The following is a 16,631-nucleotide window of genomic DNA, read 5'->3' on the forward strand; positions in this document are numbered from 1 at the left end:
CAGTGACGGCGTAGCGAAAATTCTGTTTATTGCAGGCGTGCCCCTGAAAAGCCGGTCTTGCGACCGGCTTCGACAGGCATACGCTCAGGACGTCAGTTCAACTCCAACCTGCCACTGAAAGTATCCCGCCACTTCACACTGCTGGTTGACCAGCATGAACCCCAATTCGCACTGGGTGGTGCCGGGTGCTTTAGGGGTGCATGTCCAGAAGTGGTCGTCCGCTTTGCGACTGCCTGGCACGGACGGAGATTCAGGGTTGGGCGCAGGGACGGTAAGGCCGGTGTGTACTTCCAGTTGGGGAGCGGTAAGAACGCTGCTGTTGTCGGCGGTCATGCGGTAGGCAACCACGCTGTGCTCGGCGATCAGGCTGACGCTTCTTGCACGAAAATGGATGTCACGGCCCATCTCGACAATGACTTTAGTAGTGCTGTCATTTGTAACTATTTTTTTTGATTTGCTGCTTGTGCTGAAAAAGATCAGTCCATCGGGAATTTCCGTCGGGTTCGCCGGGTCCTGGCTGGGTGTCGGATAGCGCGAAAGCAGAGATTCGGCATCGACGATCAGCAACACATTCTGTGCGGTGGTGACGGCAGATGAAGGGGACGGGATCGGTTCGGAAGTCATCATGGATTCCTTTCATGACGTCGCTACAAACTGGCGGCCGCTTCGGTCAAGGCAAGACATCCTGTTCCGGCCGGGGCGGCGGCATCGGATCGGTGGAGCCCCTCGTTGCCAAGGGGCCCGGTACATCGTCAGTTGTGAATGGAAATGAACGGATCCCACGAGCAGCAGCCGATGATCTGGCAGTTGCGATCGACGATCAGGAAGTGGAAGTGATAGGTCACACGGCCACAACCCAGGGTCTCGGATGACCAGTAATGGTTATCGACTTTCTGGCAGCTTGGCACGGACGGATTGCTGGTGTTCGGCACCGCAACGCAGGCGCTGGCCTTGCGCGGCGAGGGTGGGGAGATCAGATCGGCCCCTGCGTTACCGATGAATTTGTAGAAAATCACCGCCTGTTCGAAACTCTGCGACAGGCTGGTTTCACGCCAGCGGATCAGGTCGCCGACTTGCGCCTTGAGGTCCAGTTCGCCACCGGCCTGACCACTGACGACGTTATCCTGATTGGTGACCATGTACACATGATGCCAGTCGATCAACGTTGGATTCTTCGGATCCTTGCTGATGTTTGGATACTTTTTCAAAATGGTTTCAGTGTCGATGGAAACCAGGATATCCGTAACTCGAGACATGGTGAGGCTCCTTTTTCATAGTGAACGTCGGACTGCAATCCAGGCACGACGATGCTTGCTTGCCGTACGGCTTTTGCGAGCACACTACTGGGGGAACCCACCGGTCACGAGAGATGAGCAGGCCGTGCTCCTTGCACGAAACTGGATGTAATCGGGTTCCTTCCGATTGCCGCAAATTGACTATAGGTAGGATTTTTTAGCTGTCAAAAACGCTTGTGTTTGGCTCGACGGACGGTCGCAAAATGCATAGGGATCGACGAATTGGCGATAAGCAGGGCGTCGGCGGACACCGTTTGCAATGAGTCGCTCTGGAACAGCTCACCGGGCTGCCTGTATCGTGACGAACCGCTGGAATGTCCCGACAGGAGAACGCAATGAGTTGGTCCGCCAAACAATACGTCGCTTTCGAAGATGAACGCACCCGCCCGGCCCGCGATCTGCTGGCGGCGATTCCCACGGTCCAGGCCGGATCGGTGGTCGATATCGGTTGTGGCCCGGGTAACTCCACCGAGCTGTTGGTGCAGCGTTTTGAACAGGCTCGGGTCAGCGGCCTGGACAGCTCGCCGGACATGATTGATGCCGCGCGCAAGCGCTTGCCGCAGTTACAGTTCGAGGTGGCCGAGATCGACCGTTGGGCTGATGCCGGTCCGTTTGATGTGATCTTCGCCAACGCCGTGCTGCAGTGGCTGCCGGATCACGCGACGCTGTTGCCGGCACTGGCCGATAAACTGTCCCCGGGCGGCAGCCTGGCGATCCAGATGCCGGACAATCTCAACGAGCCTTCCCATCGGCTGATGCGCGAAGTCGCCGCCAACGGCCCATGGGCCGCCAAACTGGCTGGCGCCGCCGGGCAGCGCACCGAGATGGCGAGTGCCAGCGATTACTTCTCGATGTTGCGTCCGCACTGTTCGCGGGTCGATGTGTGGCGCACTACCTATCACCATCAATTGGCGGGTGGCGCGGCGGGCGTGGTGGAATGGTTCAAGGGCAGTGGCTTGATTCCGTTTCTGAACCCGCTGACCGAAGACGAGCGGGCGCAATATCTGCAGCAGTATCTGGCGGCGGTTGCCGAGGCGTATCCAGCGTTGTCTGATGGTTCGGTGCTGTTGCCGTTTCCACGGCTGTTCATCGTCGCGACTCGCTGAGGCTTGACTTGAAATCCCCTCACCCAAAGGGAGATGTGCAAGCTTTTCAAATCCTGAGTTCGACTCGAACTTCCACGTCGGCGCAGCTCCCCGAAAACAACCCGGTCAGTCCCCTCTCCCTCTGGGAGAGGGGCTTTCAGCGTTGCACCGCCACCAACATCATCATCGGCCGTTCCCGCTCTTCAGCCAGCGCCGGTTGTGCTGCCACTTCAGCATCGCTCGGGCCCCATTCGTTGACGTGGCGAATAGTGAACCCAGCCTCAATCAGTGAATTCAACAGCGTGCCAATCGTGCGGTGCTGCTTGATCACTCCCTCGGCCAGCCAGTGAGTCACCCGCTCGCCCTCCAGCTGATAACTGTCCAGCGGCCAGCGCTTGTGGCCGTCGCTGTCTATCAGCCAACCCGGCGTGCGCGGGGCCATGAAGATCGGATGCTCAATGGAAAACACAAAGTGCGAACCGGGCTTCAGCGCCGCGTACAGATGAGTGAACAGTCCAGGCAGATCCTTGATGTAGTGCAGCGCCAGCGAACTGTAGGCCATATCGAAACTGCAGGCCGGCAAGTCGAGATGCTCAAGGTCGGCGCGCTCGTAGCGAATGTTCGCAGCGGTGGTGGTGTCGCGCGCGCGTTCGAGCATCTTTTCCGAGACATCCAGCCCCAGCACATTGGCGGCGCCATGTTCACTGGCCCAGCGGCAGAACCAGCCATACCCGCAGCCGAGGTCGACCACATTCAAGTCGTCCATCGAGGGCAGCAGCGCCTTGAGCGCCGGCCACTCCGGCGCGGCATCAAGACCGCCGATGGAGCGGTTCATCTGGCTGTAACCGTGGAAAAATCCGGGATCGTCGTAAATGTTTTGCGTCATGGAGAAGTACTCTTTTGAGTTCAGTCAGCAGCAGCACAGTGGCCGCGCCATGGAGTCCCTCGAAAGTGAAAACGCGTATTCGTCGATGGCCGCGCAGGGGAGGGTGGTGGGAGATGGGCAAATGCTAGCGGACAGCCGGTTTTGCATTCAACCTTCCTGCAGACCTTCAACGCCGCCGGCGCCATAAACCCCGAATGGCTCTTCTCTTCCGGGTGATGAAGCACGTATTCATCAATGCGGTTGAGCAGATAGCCGGGCAGCGTCGCGACGGCATCATCAAGACGGCATCATCAAGATCATCGCCGGCGGAAAAACAGCCGGGAATATCCGGTACTTCCACCCTTTGTGTTGCTCGATGGCAAGAGTCAGTCCAGGCACGGGCGTGGAGTTGAGATGATGGGGGGGCAGGCCTTTACGAGCCAATGTGAGTAAATCCCAGACACAAAAAAACCGACCATCAAGGCCGGTTTTTTGTGTCTGCATCTCCCGTCATAAGCACAACGTGAGACCAAATTGAGTGGAGCGGGTAGAGGGAATCGAACCCTCAACTAAAGCTTGGGAAGCTTTCGTTTTGCCACTAAACTATACCCGCTCAGAGCGGCTGACTTTGTACCAGAGTCGGGCGCGGATTTGAAGTTTTTCTTTTACTCGCAGCGCGTTACAGCGAGGAAAACGGTCATTCGCGGGCGAATCTGCAGGGTAATCGATGCTGGTTTTCAGCCCCGGAGACTCGCTCGCGACGACACTTTTTCAAATGGCCAGTGCATGGTGATCCTGAACGAACGAGTAACGCGTTCGACTCGGCTGCCGAGACGGTTTCAGGAAACCGAGCAGGGCGTTCTGGCTATCGCGGCACGCGGCCTTGTGTTCCATGTCGAGGAAGTGCCCGGTGGCCTGCAACGTGGTGAAAGTACTGTGCGCTACGTGGTTGCCGAATATCCGTGCGTCTTCGGCGGCGGTGTATTCATCCCATTCGCCGTTGAGGAACAGCACCGGCACATTGATCTTCTTCGCCGCATTCAAATAGCACTGGCGATCGCTGTGCAGTACGTCACTGATGTGGAAGTGCATCTGCCCGTATTCGTGCTCGGCCAGGCTGCTGACGTGACGATAATTGAAGCGCTTGAACAGTGACGGCAGGTGTTTGCCGATGGTGTTGTTGACCAGGTGCCCGACGCGGTCGCCATCGCGCTGGCCGAGGTAATCGACACCGCGCTCCAGGTAATCAAGCATGTGCGCGTTGATCACCGGCGAGAACGAGCTGATCACGGCTTTTTCGATGCGCCGTGGCTGCTGGGCGAGGGCTACCAGGGTGGCCGCGCCGCCCCAGGAAAACGACAGCACGTGTTCGGCGCCGAAGTGGTCGATCAGCTCCAGGAGGATCTGCCCTTCGACTTCCTTCGTCAGATGTTTCTCGTGGCGGTTGTGGACTTTTGACCTGCCCGCGTAGGGTTGGTCGTAGCAAACCACGTTGAATTGCGGGTGCAGGTTTTTCACAGTCTGTGCAAACGACGCAGTCGTGGCCATCGAGCCGTTGACCAGGATGATGGTCTTCTCTGCGGCGTCTGCGCGATAGAACTCCGTGTAAACCCGATACTGACCCTGTATATCCAGCACAGCGATTTCTGGCCTCATGTCATAAGACTCCTGGCAAGCAAGCGGGTATGCGCGCAAATAGAGATTGCACGAGCTTTGTGACAGGTAGGCATACGCCTGGAATTTGCTTGGCCCATGTCGATCCATGACTGCGGTCGACGGGTGTTGTTATTGGCGGGCAGTCTGCCGGCTGAGGCGAAGCCCAAGGGGCTTGCGACCGGCAAAAAGTTTCTTGGATGTATGGTGTGACTCATCGGTCACAATTTGGCCGACGTCCTGATTCAAGCAGTGGGGAAGGGATCGCGCAAGTGCCGTTGGTAAATTGTTCGACAACTTCTGCTGAGCGGTCGCCGGCTTAGAACAAATGGATCTCTTCGGTGCGCAAAGCGCGGTACTCGCCCGGTTTTAGCGCGTCATCGAGCTGCAGCGGCCCCATCGACTCACGGTGCAGGTGCAGCACTTTATTGTTGAAGTGGCCGAACATGCGCTTCACCTGATGGTAACGGCCCTCGACGATGCTCAGGCGCGCCGCCCTTGGCGCGAGCACTTCAAGTTGCGCCGGTTGCGTGGTCAGGTCTTCGAAGGCGAAGTAGATGCCTTCGGCAAACGTGATCGCATATTGCGCCCCGATCTCCTGTTCGGTCTCGACGTAATAGACCTTCGGCAGTTTGGTCTGCGGTTGGGTCAGGCGTCGCGACCAGGTGCCATCGTTGGTGATCAGCATCAGCCCGGTGGTGTTGAAGTCCAGGCGACCGGCAATATGCAGGTCGTCCTTGTCCGGTTCATCGATCAGGTCGAGCACGGTCGGATGCTGCGGATCCCGTGTGGCGCTGACGCACCCCGGCGGCTTGTGCAACATGAAGTAGCGCGCCGGTTTGCCGAGCTGCAGGATTTCTTCGTCGACTTCGACGCGGCTGAATTCCAGCACTTCGCTGTGCGGGTCGCTGACGACTTTTCCGTCGATCCGCACGCGCTTTTCAACCAGCAACAGGCGAACCTGCTGACGGTTGTAGCGGGGCAGGTTGCTGAGGAAACGGTCGACGCGCATGGTCAGGTATCGATGAAAGTCGGGGCGCGCATCTTACGGGATCGGCCGCGCTGCTGCTTGCAGTTGCGCTTCGACCTGAGCACAGCGCGGGCACAGGCAGGATTTGTCGCGCAGTGTCGCAGGCAGCGCTTCGAGCACTGCCGGATCGATGCTCACGCCATAACACCAGCAGGCTCGGTCGGCGGTTCGCGGGTCGGCCAGGCTGCAGTCATTGCGGGCGCCGCAGGCGGGGCAGAGGTCGGGTTTAGCGTCGGTGTCAGGCATAAGTCGAGTGAGGCATTTCCACGCAAGTACGGTTACGGCCGGTTTGCTTGGCCCGGTACATCGCATGATCGGCCCGGGACAGCAGGGTGTGCAAGGTGTCATCTGCTTGCAGGGTGGTGGCACCGATGCTCACGGTCAGACTCAGGCTGTGGCCATCGTAGGCATATTCGTGTTGTTCGACGTGCTGACGGATCTTCTCGGCAATCTTCTGACCGGTGTTGCCATCGGTGTCCTTCAGCAACACGATAAATTCCTCACCGCCCCAACGGCAGACTATGTCGGAGTGGCGCAGGCAGCTTTGCAGATCCCGGGCGAAACCGATCAGCACCTGATCACCGGCCATGTGTCCGTAGGTATCGTTCAAAGTCTTGAAGTGATCCAGGTCGAGTAACAGCGCAGTCAACGGTTTCGGCTCGCGTTGCGCTTCGTGCAGGGCTTGTGCGGCGAGCAGGTCGAAACCACGGCGGTTGGGCAATTCGGTGAGGCTGTCGAGGGTGGCCTGCGCCTGGATCTTGCGTTGGTAACGGCGGATCACGCGATTGAGCAGGGCCAGCACGCCCAGCGTCACCAACAGGCAGATCAGCAGGTTCAGGTACAGCGACTGACGAATGTCACTGAGCGCACCGTCTTCGCGCTTGTCGACGAACAGGTACCAGTTCAACTCCGGAATAAACCGCACGTTGAGGAAATGCCCCTGACCGTGAGCGGAATATTCGTAGCTGCCGCTGTGCGGTTTGGGTAACTGACTGACCAGACCCTTCATGCTCTCGAGTTCGCCGAGGCTCTGACCGATCGGCGCGCCTTGCGGCCCGCCCTCGGCACCGGTCAATACCAACCGGCCGAAGGTGTCGACGAAGTACACGCTGCGTTGATAGCGTTGTTGGTATTTGTCGATCAGCTTGATCACCGCGTCCACCGTCAGGCCCACGCCGGCGGCGCCAATGAAGCGGTTGTTGTAGTCGTAGACCTTGTAGTTGATGAAGAACGTCAGGTTGTCCTTGTTGGCGAGGTCCGGGTCGACGTTGATCTCGTACGGGTCTTTCATGTCTCGCACGCGAAAGTACCAGGCATCGCGCGGCTCATCGATCTTCACCTGCTTGAGCACACCCTTGGCGTGGTAGTAAGTGTGGCTGCTGTTGGAGACGAAGAACGCGGTGTAGGCGCCGTAGTGGGTCATGACCTCGTCGAGGTAACGGGTCATCTGCAGCGGGTCTTTTTCACCGTTTACCACCCAGTCACGCATGAAGGTGTCGCGCGACATCATTGAGGAAATCAGGATCGGTCTGACGAGGTCTTTCTGGATTTCCGAGTAGACCGTGTCGGACGTCAGCGGCAGTTCGGTGTTGATGATGCTGTCGCGGATCGACGCCCGTGAGGCGTAATAGCTGAGCAACGAAGTGGCCAGGAAGCCGGCGCCGAGCAGGGCGACCAGTGTCAGAACCAGCGAGCGTTGCGTGTACAGCGCAGATCTGTGCGGCATGGGCGATTCCGTAGGCAGATAAGCCGATGGCAGCATTCTAGTGGCACTGCCGGGAAATAACTGCTCCATGCGCGGCGCGAATGGTCGTTCCTGTATTTCTGGACATCCCACAGGGGATTTTTGGTCTGAGTGACACCGCTGATCTGAAGCCTGCGCGAGCCCGGCACTTGCCCCAACCCAGACAGTCAAAACTTGTGTCGGCTGCGCTGCTGCGGCCGTGGGTCTTTCAGGAGGCCGTCATGAGTATTTCAAAACGGTTGCGTCGCGTGCTGCTGGGCGCCGTGCTCGGTCTGGGCTTGTCCGGTTGTTATTACTACGCCGGTCCTTACGACGCTTATCCCGCCACTTATTACTATCCCGGCTACTACTCGCCTTACTACTACAGCGGCTATTACGGGCCGCGTTACTACGGCGGCGCCCGCTATTACTACGGTGGCTACGGCTATCGCGGCGGCTACGGGCGCGGATATCACGGCGGCGGATATCACGGTGGGCACCACTGATCACCGGCTGAATGACAGCGTTTTCCAAATGAACAGGATTTCATGAATCACTTGTTTCAACTTGTTGCTGAAACGCACCAGATTCGGAAAACGCTGTCAGATAATTCGTCAGTCACCGAATAAACGACTGATGCCTGCCAGCGTCGCTGGTGCGGCTACCCGCGGTCCAGGAGGCCGCCATGTATCGACGAATTCTTCTACTTGCTGCGATGATGTTTTCCGTTGCCGGTTGCGCTCCATATTCCTACGCAGACAGTTATTACAGTTCGCAGGTCTACACCTCACCCGCACCGGCCTACTACAACACTGGCGGCACTTACTACAGCGGTGGCAGCACCTATTACTCGGCCCCGCGCTATTACCAGGCGGCCCCGCGTTACTATCAACCGGCTCCGCGTTACTACTCGGCGCCGCGTTACTACCAGCCAGCGCCGCGCTACTACGAGAGCCGTCGTTGGCACGACAATGACCGCGGGCGCTGGGACGGCCACCGCGGTGGTGGTTGGGACCGCGACCGGGGCGGGCGTGATCATCACGGTAATCGGGGTGACCACGGCGGCCGAGGCGGTCGCTGGTAATCATCCGCAAACAAAAAAGCGGCGCATTGAGCGCCGCTTTTTTTGTGCCTGCGGAAAATGGTGTGGCTTGCTCCATCTCCTAGGACGTTCTCGGAAGCCTCCTACAGTTTTATTTCTGAATGTTTGTTAGCGTTTGTATACGCCTATTGATGTTGGAAGACTTCAATTTTTGGAGCTGCACAAACACGGATGTTTTTTCAGGTATGAATTTACTTATTGTTCATCAGAATTTTCCCGGCCAGTTTCGCCATGTTGCAATGGAGGCGCTGCGGAGACGTTTCAACGTGCTTGCAATTGGGCGTGATACAGCTCCGGGTATGGTTGGGGTGAAATTGCTTCATTATCATTCTTTAATAAAAGGGTTTAATGATGGGCATGCCTATTTACGTTCATATGAAACGGCTGTGTTGGATGGGCAAAGTGTTTTTTGGTTGTTGAAGCAACTCAAGCAAGAAGGCTATCGACCCGATATTATCCTTGCTCATCCCGGGTGGGGTGAAACGCTATTCGCCAAAGACGTATACCCGGACGTGCCGCTGATTCACTTCTGTGAATATTATTATCGAGCGCAGGGTGCGGACTCTGATTTTGATCCTGAATTTCCAAATGCGCCGGACGCTTCGTCAAGACTCAGAGTATTGAACTCAATGCATCTCTTGAATCTTGATCAGTGTGATATTGGAATTGCGCCTACGCGATGGCAACGTGATCTTTTTCCGAAAATTTATCAGTCTAAAATTCGTGTCATTCATGAGGGCGTTATTCAAGCATCCCATGATGAGACGGTTGAGTCTGTAAGACTACCCAGTGGGTGTGTGATTAAGGCGTGCCAGCCAATAGTGACGTACGTTGCGAGAAACCTCGAACCCTATCGTGGGTTCCATATTTTTATGAGATCCATTTCCTGTATTCAGGCTGAGTGTCCAGCCTCACAAATAGTTATCGTTGGCGGAGATGAAGTCAGCTATGGGCGTGGGCCTGTTGGGTATAAGAGTTGGCGAGAACGGATGTTGTCGGAGGTGAGTTGCGATGTTTCCAATGTGCATTTCACAGGGAAACTACCTTACCAGAAATATAGAGCTGTTCTGAACGTTTCAACAGTGCACGTTTACTTGACGTATCCGTTCGTTTTGTCGTGGTCCTTGTTGGAGGCTATGGCGTCTGGCTGTGTGGTAGTCGCTTCTGATACAGCTCCGGTGAAGGAAGTTGTTGTTCACGGACGTAATGGGGTTCTTGCCGACTTTTTCCAGATTGAATCAATAGCGGCCAGCGTATGCAGAGTTCTAAGTTGTCCCAGTGATTTTGAGCATGTCAGAAAAGCTGCACGGCTAACGGCAAGCAGCTTTGATGTCAGTGCTGGCCTGAAGGGGTACTTTCAGGTGTTTGAAGATGCGATGGCTGGTCGGTTCTAACTAGAGTTTTTCGTCATTTAAAAATGGAGATTTGAAATGCTTAAGATTTCTCGCAAGGAAGCCTTTAGGCGGTGTAAATCATTACTTAAATATGGTCTGGTTCTTTTGGTGTGCTATTGGGTGGTGGATTTTTATATTGAATGGGAGGCGGCGGCAGAGCGCAGGGCGATTTATCAAAAGGAACAAGGGGACTGCAGTAAAAAACTGGCGGGTATGGAGCAGGTTCCTATCCGGGGCGGGAGCTTGCTTGATCGGACTCGGATACCCGGTTTTTATTTCGGATCGACTTTGAAGAGTGACGGGTCATGTATTGCCGATGTTCTTGAGGGTTCGTTTTGGTGGACGGGAACCGAACTTCGTACGGAGTATGAGTTGAGCGGGATAGAAAAGCCTTCCAATTGGGGGTATTTCCAGGTTGCTGCCAGACTCTACACCCGGAAGGAGCGCGCTGAGCCGCATACGATGGGTGGACGGCATGTTGATTGGCCGGATGATTTGATTGTGAAACTTAAAAAATATCCGGGGTTAGAGCTTTGGCTTGACGCTTCTCCACCTAGTTCAAAAAATGATTTTCTCATTACAACATTCGTTATGCATAACTGGCGGCGACATGACGGAACACCTCGGACGATAAGTTGTGATGGTTTGAATTATCCTGGTGACAGGGTTAAAGCAGCGGGTTTGGGTAGGCAAGACTTGTTGAAGCTTAATAAAGAGCAATTAGAGAATTTGGATTTTGGCGAGTTGCAGACCCGCTGCACGGTCGAACTCTACAGTTTTGATTTCTCAGGTGGGGATGGACGCGTCAGCTTAAGTACTCGTTCGTTGCGTGGCGCTCCTGAAGCACTAAAATTTGTCAGCGAATATCTGTCACGTTCCATAATTACAGGGAAGTAACTATGAGCTATATTTATGATGGTTTAGAAAGAGCATTAATTTTGAAGGTCGCGAACTCTTGTGCTGGAATGCGGTTTACCCAGCGTGATGAGAAGTTTATAGCTTTGGCGGAAGAAGGGAGAAGCTGCGCTTCCTTTTATCAGTGTTTATCTGATGTTATTGGCGAAAAGATTTCCGGTAATGTTGCTTTTGACAGCGATGTAATAAATATTTTTAAGAGTGCCAAACTTTGGCTCGATGTTGCGATTGACGCCAACGGCGGGCAAGGTGCTTACTCTGCATTGATTCGCGCCTACACCCTGCGGCAGGGCGAGCTTAGACTAGATAAAAGATTTACTGAAGCAAGGATGCAAGAGTCCTCTAATCAGGTTGCTGTAAACTTTATGAACACGCTGCTGTACGGTTCAGCTAAAGACGATCTGGCTCCTTGGACCGTACCTTCAATCAGTCAGATAGCCGCCATTGATGCGAGCGCCATTGGAAAAGTCTTATTTCATGATGAAAATGGCGAAGACGATACCGCTACAAGCCGTAACGCTGGTTGGTCAGGAACAATCGGGTTCAGCCTGTTAGGTGGAAAACCCCCATATGAAACCTGGAGATTAATTTCCGCAGGAGACCCCAGCTCAGAAATAAAAGGCAGTCATGAACTGGCTAAAGTTAATAGGTTAGATGATTTCAAGAATATTCTATTTGCCATCGATTCATACAGTGTCGGCCTTCGCGCAGCGATCAATAACTTTGGTCTCAATGTGCTTGAGAGCGTGTTTTCGGTAGTGCCTGAGCAAATAAAAATTGCAATGGCCAGTGGGAACACTAATCCATTAATTCAGTACGTGGTGAAAGGCACACCTGTTTCGCCCATCGTTGATCTGATATTGCGATATGGCGTAAATGCTTTTTTTGACATGTTCAGGCGAACATACGACGGCGACTCTAATGCCGCGCCCACCACGGAGGAAACGCTAGCGACCAACGCGTACGCATTTTTCTCAGCGTTTACACCGACTCAATCCCAAAGCATCGTTACCAAGACCATTGGAGAGTACGGCAGCGTCACCGCGTGGACAAAGCAAGCCAGCCAAGCAACGCCAATCGGCCAAGCATTACGAAACTCGCTTAAACAGCTAAGTGAAATAGTCATAGAGCGAGATGACGGGTTCCCCGGTCGCGAGCTGGAGCTTTATGACCCCATCACTGGCGAAGGTTTTATTACCGAACAGTGGATTTCTGATCGCGCAGAAATGTTGGCCCGGTTGATTTCCAGAACCCATGGCTCATTCGGAAAAAACACACTACAGAAGTTTTCCTTAACCGATCTCGCCTCGGGGAAACAGGCACCCATGACGACTGGCGTATCTAACCCGTTGGTGATGTTCGGTGATGACGGAGGGCGATCTTTCGGTGGCACGACAAATGCCGATCATCTATATGGCGGCGCAGGCAATGATTCGATCAATGGACTGGCGGGTAACGACGTTATCGAAGGTGCTCGCGGCAACGACTCGTTAAGCGGTGGCGACGGCAATGACGCGCTATACGGGATGGGGGGTGATGATGTTTTGAACGGCGGCAGGGGCAATGATTCTCTGACGGGTGGCCATGGGAATGACCGGTACGAGTTTGCCAGCGGTGACGGAATCGATGAGATTTTCGATTCAAATGCTGATGGTCAGTTGTTGATAAACGACCTTCCGATTCCCGCCCTTAAACGCAGCGCGCCTCTAAGCAATACGTGGTTTACGGAAGATCAAGCCATAACGTTGACGCTCATCGAAGAACTCGTTGAGAGCACGCTGAACATCAAATACGGCCGGAGCGATCTGATTGTCGTAAAGCACTACAGGCCCGGGATGTTGGGCATAGTGCTCCCGGATTACGAAGCACAATCCTGTTCTGCCGCCGATTTGGTTGTTCAAGGTGACTGGAAAGCGAAAGATAGCGATCCGGATGTGCCGGGTGATCAGCCCTCTTATGATGACTTGGGCAATGCAGCGCTATTGCCCAAGGTAAAACACCGGAACAAGTCTGACGTACTTTACGGATCGCCCAAGAATGACGTCATTCTTGGGCTCGGTGGTTCTGATCGAATATTCGGCAAAGCTGGAAGCGACCTTTTATTTGGGGACAAGCAGACGACCCTGGAAAAAGCGATGGCTGATATAGCTAAAGGGAAAACAAACCGTGGTGACTGGTTAGATGGAGGAGAGGGTGATGATCTTCTTGTCGGTACCGCTTCCCAAGATGTGCTGCTCGGTGGGAACGGGCGAGACACGTTGGTTGGAGGAGCAGGTGACGACATGTTATCCGGTGATGAAGCGACTGGAGCGTTGGAGCAGGGTTGGAGTTTCAAGCAGATCGACGTTCCCATAGCAGGCAGTGTCACCAGTCACCGTGCCGTGCTTTCCAAGGCCTCGTTGAGCAATCCATCGGAGGGAGATGATGACGTACTGTACGGCCAGGGCGGAAGAGACTTTATCAAGGGTGGCTGGGGCGCGGATCTTATTGACGGCGGAACTGAGGATGATCATCTATACGGCGGAGAAGGCAGCGACACCTTAGTTGGCGGAAGCGGCAACGACACATTACTGGGAGACAATCTTGATTGGGGTGGAGGACTGCAAAGCAAACACCACGGCAACGATCTGCTGGAGGGGGGCAGTGGCGATGATGCTCTTGCCGGGAACGCTGGCAGTGACGTGCTGTATGGCGGTCCCGGCAACGATGTCCTGAAGGGTGATGACGAGGTATTGGATGGTGTAGCGGGTGACGCGGCCGATTTCTTCGGACGTGATTTTCTGGATGGTGGTCCAGGAGACGACACACTCTGGGGCGGTGGTGCTGATGATTTGCTGTTTGGTGGCGCTGGTAACGACGAGTTGGTTGGCGATTACCACGACCATCCGATTCGTTACCACGGTGATGATCTGCTCGATGGCGGTTGGGGGGACGATACGCTTCGTGGATTAGGCGGCTGTGACACATTGATAGGCGGCCCGGGGGCCGATGCTCTTGATGGCGACGAGCCAAACCTGCAGTCCGGTGGAACCAACGATGACTACGTTGGAGGTGATGCAGGAAACGACACGCTTTGGGGTGGTTTAGGCGCCGACACGCTTCTGGGCGGTGCTGGCGATGACTTGATATCTGGCGACTACGAGCAAACGCCTGAGGCCGAACATGGCGCAGATTATCTGGACGGTGGTTCAGGCAACGATACATTGCTTGGCGGCGGTGGGGACGACACATTATTCGGCGGTGAGGGTGCGGATTTTCTACGCGGTGATGCAGGAAATAATGTGTTCGATGGCGGAGCCGGCAATGATCACCTGGAGGCCCTGGGCGGGGATGACATTTACTATTTCGGAGCCGGTGACGGGCTTGATGTTATCGCCGACGCCGGTGGCAATAATGTCATGAAATTTGGAACCGGGTTTTCTGCGGAGAACCTGAAAGCTGAAATTCTTGAGATTGAAATAGGCCCGGTATTGCGATTGTCGAACGGAGCAGGTGACGCCATTCTGATCAAAAATCAGGAGAAGTGGCAGGGCTCAACTTTCAGTTTCAGTAATGGCGCAGTCCTGAGTTACCAGGATGTCATCAAGAAGACACTTGTTCCGGTAGTGGTGATCGTCCCGACAGTCACGGAGGGGGTGGTGGACCAAGGGGAGATAGGCGGCACAAGTGAATCCAGAGACTTGGCAGGTACGTCGGTTCAGACAGCCATTGATGTTGCCAGTGAAGGGCATGGTGCGAAAGTTGATAGTGGCGTTTTTGGGACGGGAAGATTCCTTGCAGACATTCAAGGGAAACGTTCGGCACGCAGGCGGGCGGCGGGTTTTACTCTAAATGATCAGGGCGTCTGGGTCAGAAGTCACATAGTAAGCACTGATGCGGGTTACATCGCTGATACTGACTTGATTGAAGAGAGTATCGAGAACGGAGCCTTGTCTGATACGCCACAATGGATGGGCTCGGTATCTGGCCGTGCCGTGTATAGCGATAGGCAGACAAGCTCTACATCCCAGAGCACTTTTAGACATGTAAAGGCAGAAGGAGCAATCTCTTCATCTGTTAATAAACCATATTATTATCGGTCTGGTTCTGGCAGCGGATTTTCGTTTAAAGCGGGAGATGTAATCGTAGAGGATAGAAAGGAGTCAGGCGCGATTGAGGGTTGGTACATCTATTCGGCAGGAAGCTTCGGCTCTGGTGAAACTGTCCGTAAAGAGTTTCGCCAGAATGTTATGACTGAAACGGTCAAGCATAAAACTGTCCAGGGTGATGATGCCGGCGGGCGAGTAAACCTCGAAGTCGGGAATGTATTTCACGGTGGTACGGGCAATGACCTGATAGTCACTTATGCACGCTCGTTGCTTGATTATGGATCAGTGAATGACCGGTTCCCCGGTGCTGTTCTGTCGGCTGGCGCAGGCAACGATACGTTGCTGGGATCCGAAGGCGCTGATTATTTAATCAGTGGTTCAGGGGTTGATTGGCTTTACGGTGAAAATGGCGCTGATACCTACATTGTGCAAGCGCATGCTGGAGCGACAACTATTATCGCGGATGTTCTGAGTCCTGTTTTTCACCGCCCTGAGGTGGGTGTTACCGGATGGAGGGATGAGTATGGGTTGGTCGATGAAGATACCGTCATTCTTCCTGATGACGCGCAGCGGGAGGCGCTGCAATTAAGTTGGGGGGCGACGTTGATCGAAGCAGTAAATATTGAGCTGGCACCTGATCCGCCGCGCGATGCCTCTCGCCATCCGCCTCGGGCACAGATGCTGTATTCGACCCTCGATATCAAATGGGGTGACTCCCAGCAGGTTCGCATTGTTTTACCGGGTGCAGGCGATTTTGGTGGATCTGGTATCGAGTTGATAAGGTTTGCTGATGGTTCAAGCGTCAGTTTGAAGCATCTATTGGAAACAAGTCAGTTGGGTCCTGCCCCGGATACTTATCATCAAGGCGTACTCATTACTGGCACGGCACGCGCCCAATCGTTTAGAGAGAGTCAAGCGCTCCCACTCGTGGGTGGTAATGGTAATGACACTCTGAGTGGCGCGGGAGAAATACGCGGAATGCAGGGTGATGATTTAATTACTGGCGATGCCGATGATGACGTGCTGGTGGGTGGTGCAGGAAATGACACGCTATCCGGCAGTGCTGGCAATGATATTTATAAATATGATGGGCTCGGGAGAGATTTGATTGTTAATACCGGTGGCGGCATTGATGGTGTCGACTTTTCAGCGTTCGGACTGTCTATTCATCAGATCAAATTTCACCGTGAACGAGATGATCTGGTCATTGTTGTGAATTACGGCGTGTCTCCAAAGATCCGGGTGTCCAACCACTTTCTGGGCGGTGATGCTGCTATCAGTTTCATCAGGGTCACAAGAGAAGATAAATCTACTCAAGACTATTCTGCGGACCAATTCGTTGAGTTGCTGCATCCGCTTCCACCGCTGAGGGACGTAGAGGATATTCTGAAAAAAAATGATGCGGAAGCGCTGCAGGCAACGGTGGAAATCATCAATTTTTACCAGTTGAATCCCGAGTTGCGATAACGCCAGTCAGGTTG

13 protein-coding genes, 1 tRNA gene and 1 pseudogene are annotated in these 16,631 nt (G+C 54.5%); 6 read left to right on the top strand and 9 right to left on the bottom strand.

Annotated elements, in window-relative coordinates; genetic code table 11:
* Positions 1-84: 84 nt before the first annotated feature.
* Both AC0J41_RS04895 and AC0J41_RS04900 read right to left on the bottom strand, forming a co-directional pair.
* Complete coding sequence (locus AC0J41_RS04895; RefSeq protein WP_473015972.1) at positions 85-624, bottom strand: AidA/PixA family protein; 540 nt, start codon at positions 622-624, stop codon at positions 85-87.
* Between the two features lie 128 nt (positions 625-752).
* On the bottom strand, positions 753-1,256 hold the full coding sequence (locus AC0J41_RS04900; RefSeq protein WP_473014726.1) for an inclusion body family protein: 504 nt from the start codon (positions 1,254-1,256) through the stop codon (positions 753-755).
* 374 nt (positions 1,257-1,630) lie between these two features.
* Here AC0J41_RS04900 and tam point away from each other — a divergent pair, with 374 nt between their 5' ends.
* A complete protein-coding gene (gene tam / locus AC0J41_RS04905) occupies positions 1,631-2,401 on the top strand; it encodes a trans-aconitate 2-methyltransferase (RefSeq protein WP_473014728.1) in 771 nt (256 codons plus the stop codon).
* Positions 2,402-2,537: 136 nt separating this feature from the next.
* Here tam and AC0J41_RS04910 read toward each other — a convergent pair whose 3' ends face one another.
* The 7 genes and pseudogenes from AC0J41_RS04910 to AC0J41_RS04940 form a co-directional block, all read right to left on the bottom strand.
* Entirely contained in the window at positions 2,538-3,266 is a 729-nt protein-coding gene (locus AC0J41_RS04910) for a class I SAM-dependent methyltransferase (RefSeq protein ID WP_473014730.1), read from the bottom strand.
* Between the two features lie 152 nt (positions 3,267-3,418).
* A pseudogene (locus AC0J41_RS04915) lies at positions 3,419-3,606 on the bottom strand (type II toxin-antitoxin system HicB family antitoxin); the annotation flags it as partial.
* A gap of 178 nt (positions 3,607-3,784) precedes the next feature.
* Positions 3,785-3,858, bottom strand: a tRNA-Gly gene (locus tag AC0J41_RS04920).
* Between the two features lie 158 nt (positions 3,859-4,016).
* On the bottom strand, positions 4,017-4,901 hold the full coding sequence (locus AC0J41_RS04925; RefSeq protein WP_025110688.1) for an alpha/beta fold hydrolase: 885 nt from the start codon (positions 4,899-4,901) through the stop codon (positions 4,017-4,019).
* Between the two features lie 316 nt (positions 4,902-5,217).
* Complete coding sequence (locus tag AC0J41_RS04930; RefSeq protein WP_473014731.1) at positions 5,218-5,910, bottom strand: pseudouridine synthase; 693 nt, start codon at positions 5,908-5,910, stop codon at positions 5,218-5,220.
* A gap of 33 nt (positions 5,911-5,943) precedes the next feature.
* Positions 5,944-6,174, bottom strand: a complete 231-nt coding sequence (locus AC0J41_RS04935) for a cysteine-rich CWC family protein (RefSeq protein WP_473014732.1) — start codon at positions 6,172-6,174, stop codon at positions 5,944-5,946.
* Entirely contained in the window at positions 6,167-7,654 is a 1,488-nt protein-coding gene (locus AC0J41_RS04940) for a sensor domain-containing diguanylate cyclase (RefSeq protein WP_473014733.1), read from the bottom strand. Before AC0J41_RS04940 ends, AC0J41_RS04935 begins: the two co-directional genes overlap by 8 nt.
* A 239-nt stretch (positions 7,655-7,893) precedes the next feature.
* On the opposite strand from AC0J41_RS04940, the gene AC0J41_RS04945 reads away from it, so the two are divergent.
* From AC0J41_RS04945 to AC0J41_RS04965, 5 genes are all read left to right on the top strand, one after another.
* Complete coding sequence (locus AC0J41_RS04945) at positions 7,894-8,157, top strand: hypothetical protein (RefSeq protein ID WP_025110684.1); 264 nt, start codon at positions 7,894-7,896, stop codon at positions 8,155-8,157.
* A 179-nt stretch (positions 8,158-8,336) separates the two neighbouring features.
* Positions 8,337-8,735, top strand: coding sequence for a hypothetical protein (locus tag AC0J41_RS04950; protein WP_025110683.1), 399 nt, complete (start codon positions 8,337-8,339; stop codon positions 8,733-8,735).
* A 149-nt stretch (positions 8,736-8,884) separates the two neighbouring features.
* Positions 8,885-10,147: a glycosyltransferase family 4 protein gene (locus tag AC0J41_RS04955; protein ID WP_473014734.1), complete on the top strand. Its 1,263-nt coding sequence runs from the start codon at positions 8,885-8,887 to the stop codon at positions 10,145-10,147.
* A gap of 36 nt (positions 10,148-10,183) precedes the next feature.
* A complete protein-coding gene (locus AC0J41_RS04960) occupies positions 10,184-11,044 on the top strand; it encodes a hypothetical protein (RefSeq protein WP_473014736.1) in 861 nt (286 codons plus the stop codon).
* A gap of 2 nt (positions 11,045-11,046) precedes the next feature.
* Entirely contained in the window at positions 11,047-16,617 is a 5,571-nt protein-coding gene (locus AC0J41_RS04965) for a calcium-binding protein (RefSeq protein ID WP_473014737.1), read from the top strand.
* The last annotated feature ends 14 nt before the right edge of the window (positions 16,618-16,631 follow it).

Source organism: Pseudomonas sp. Arb-4-2C (assembly GCF_055755015.1).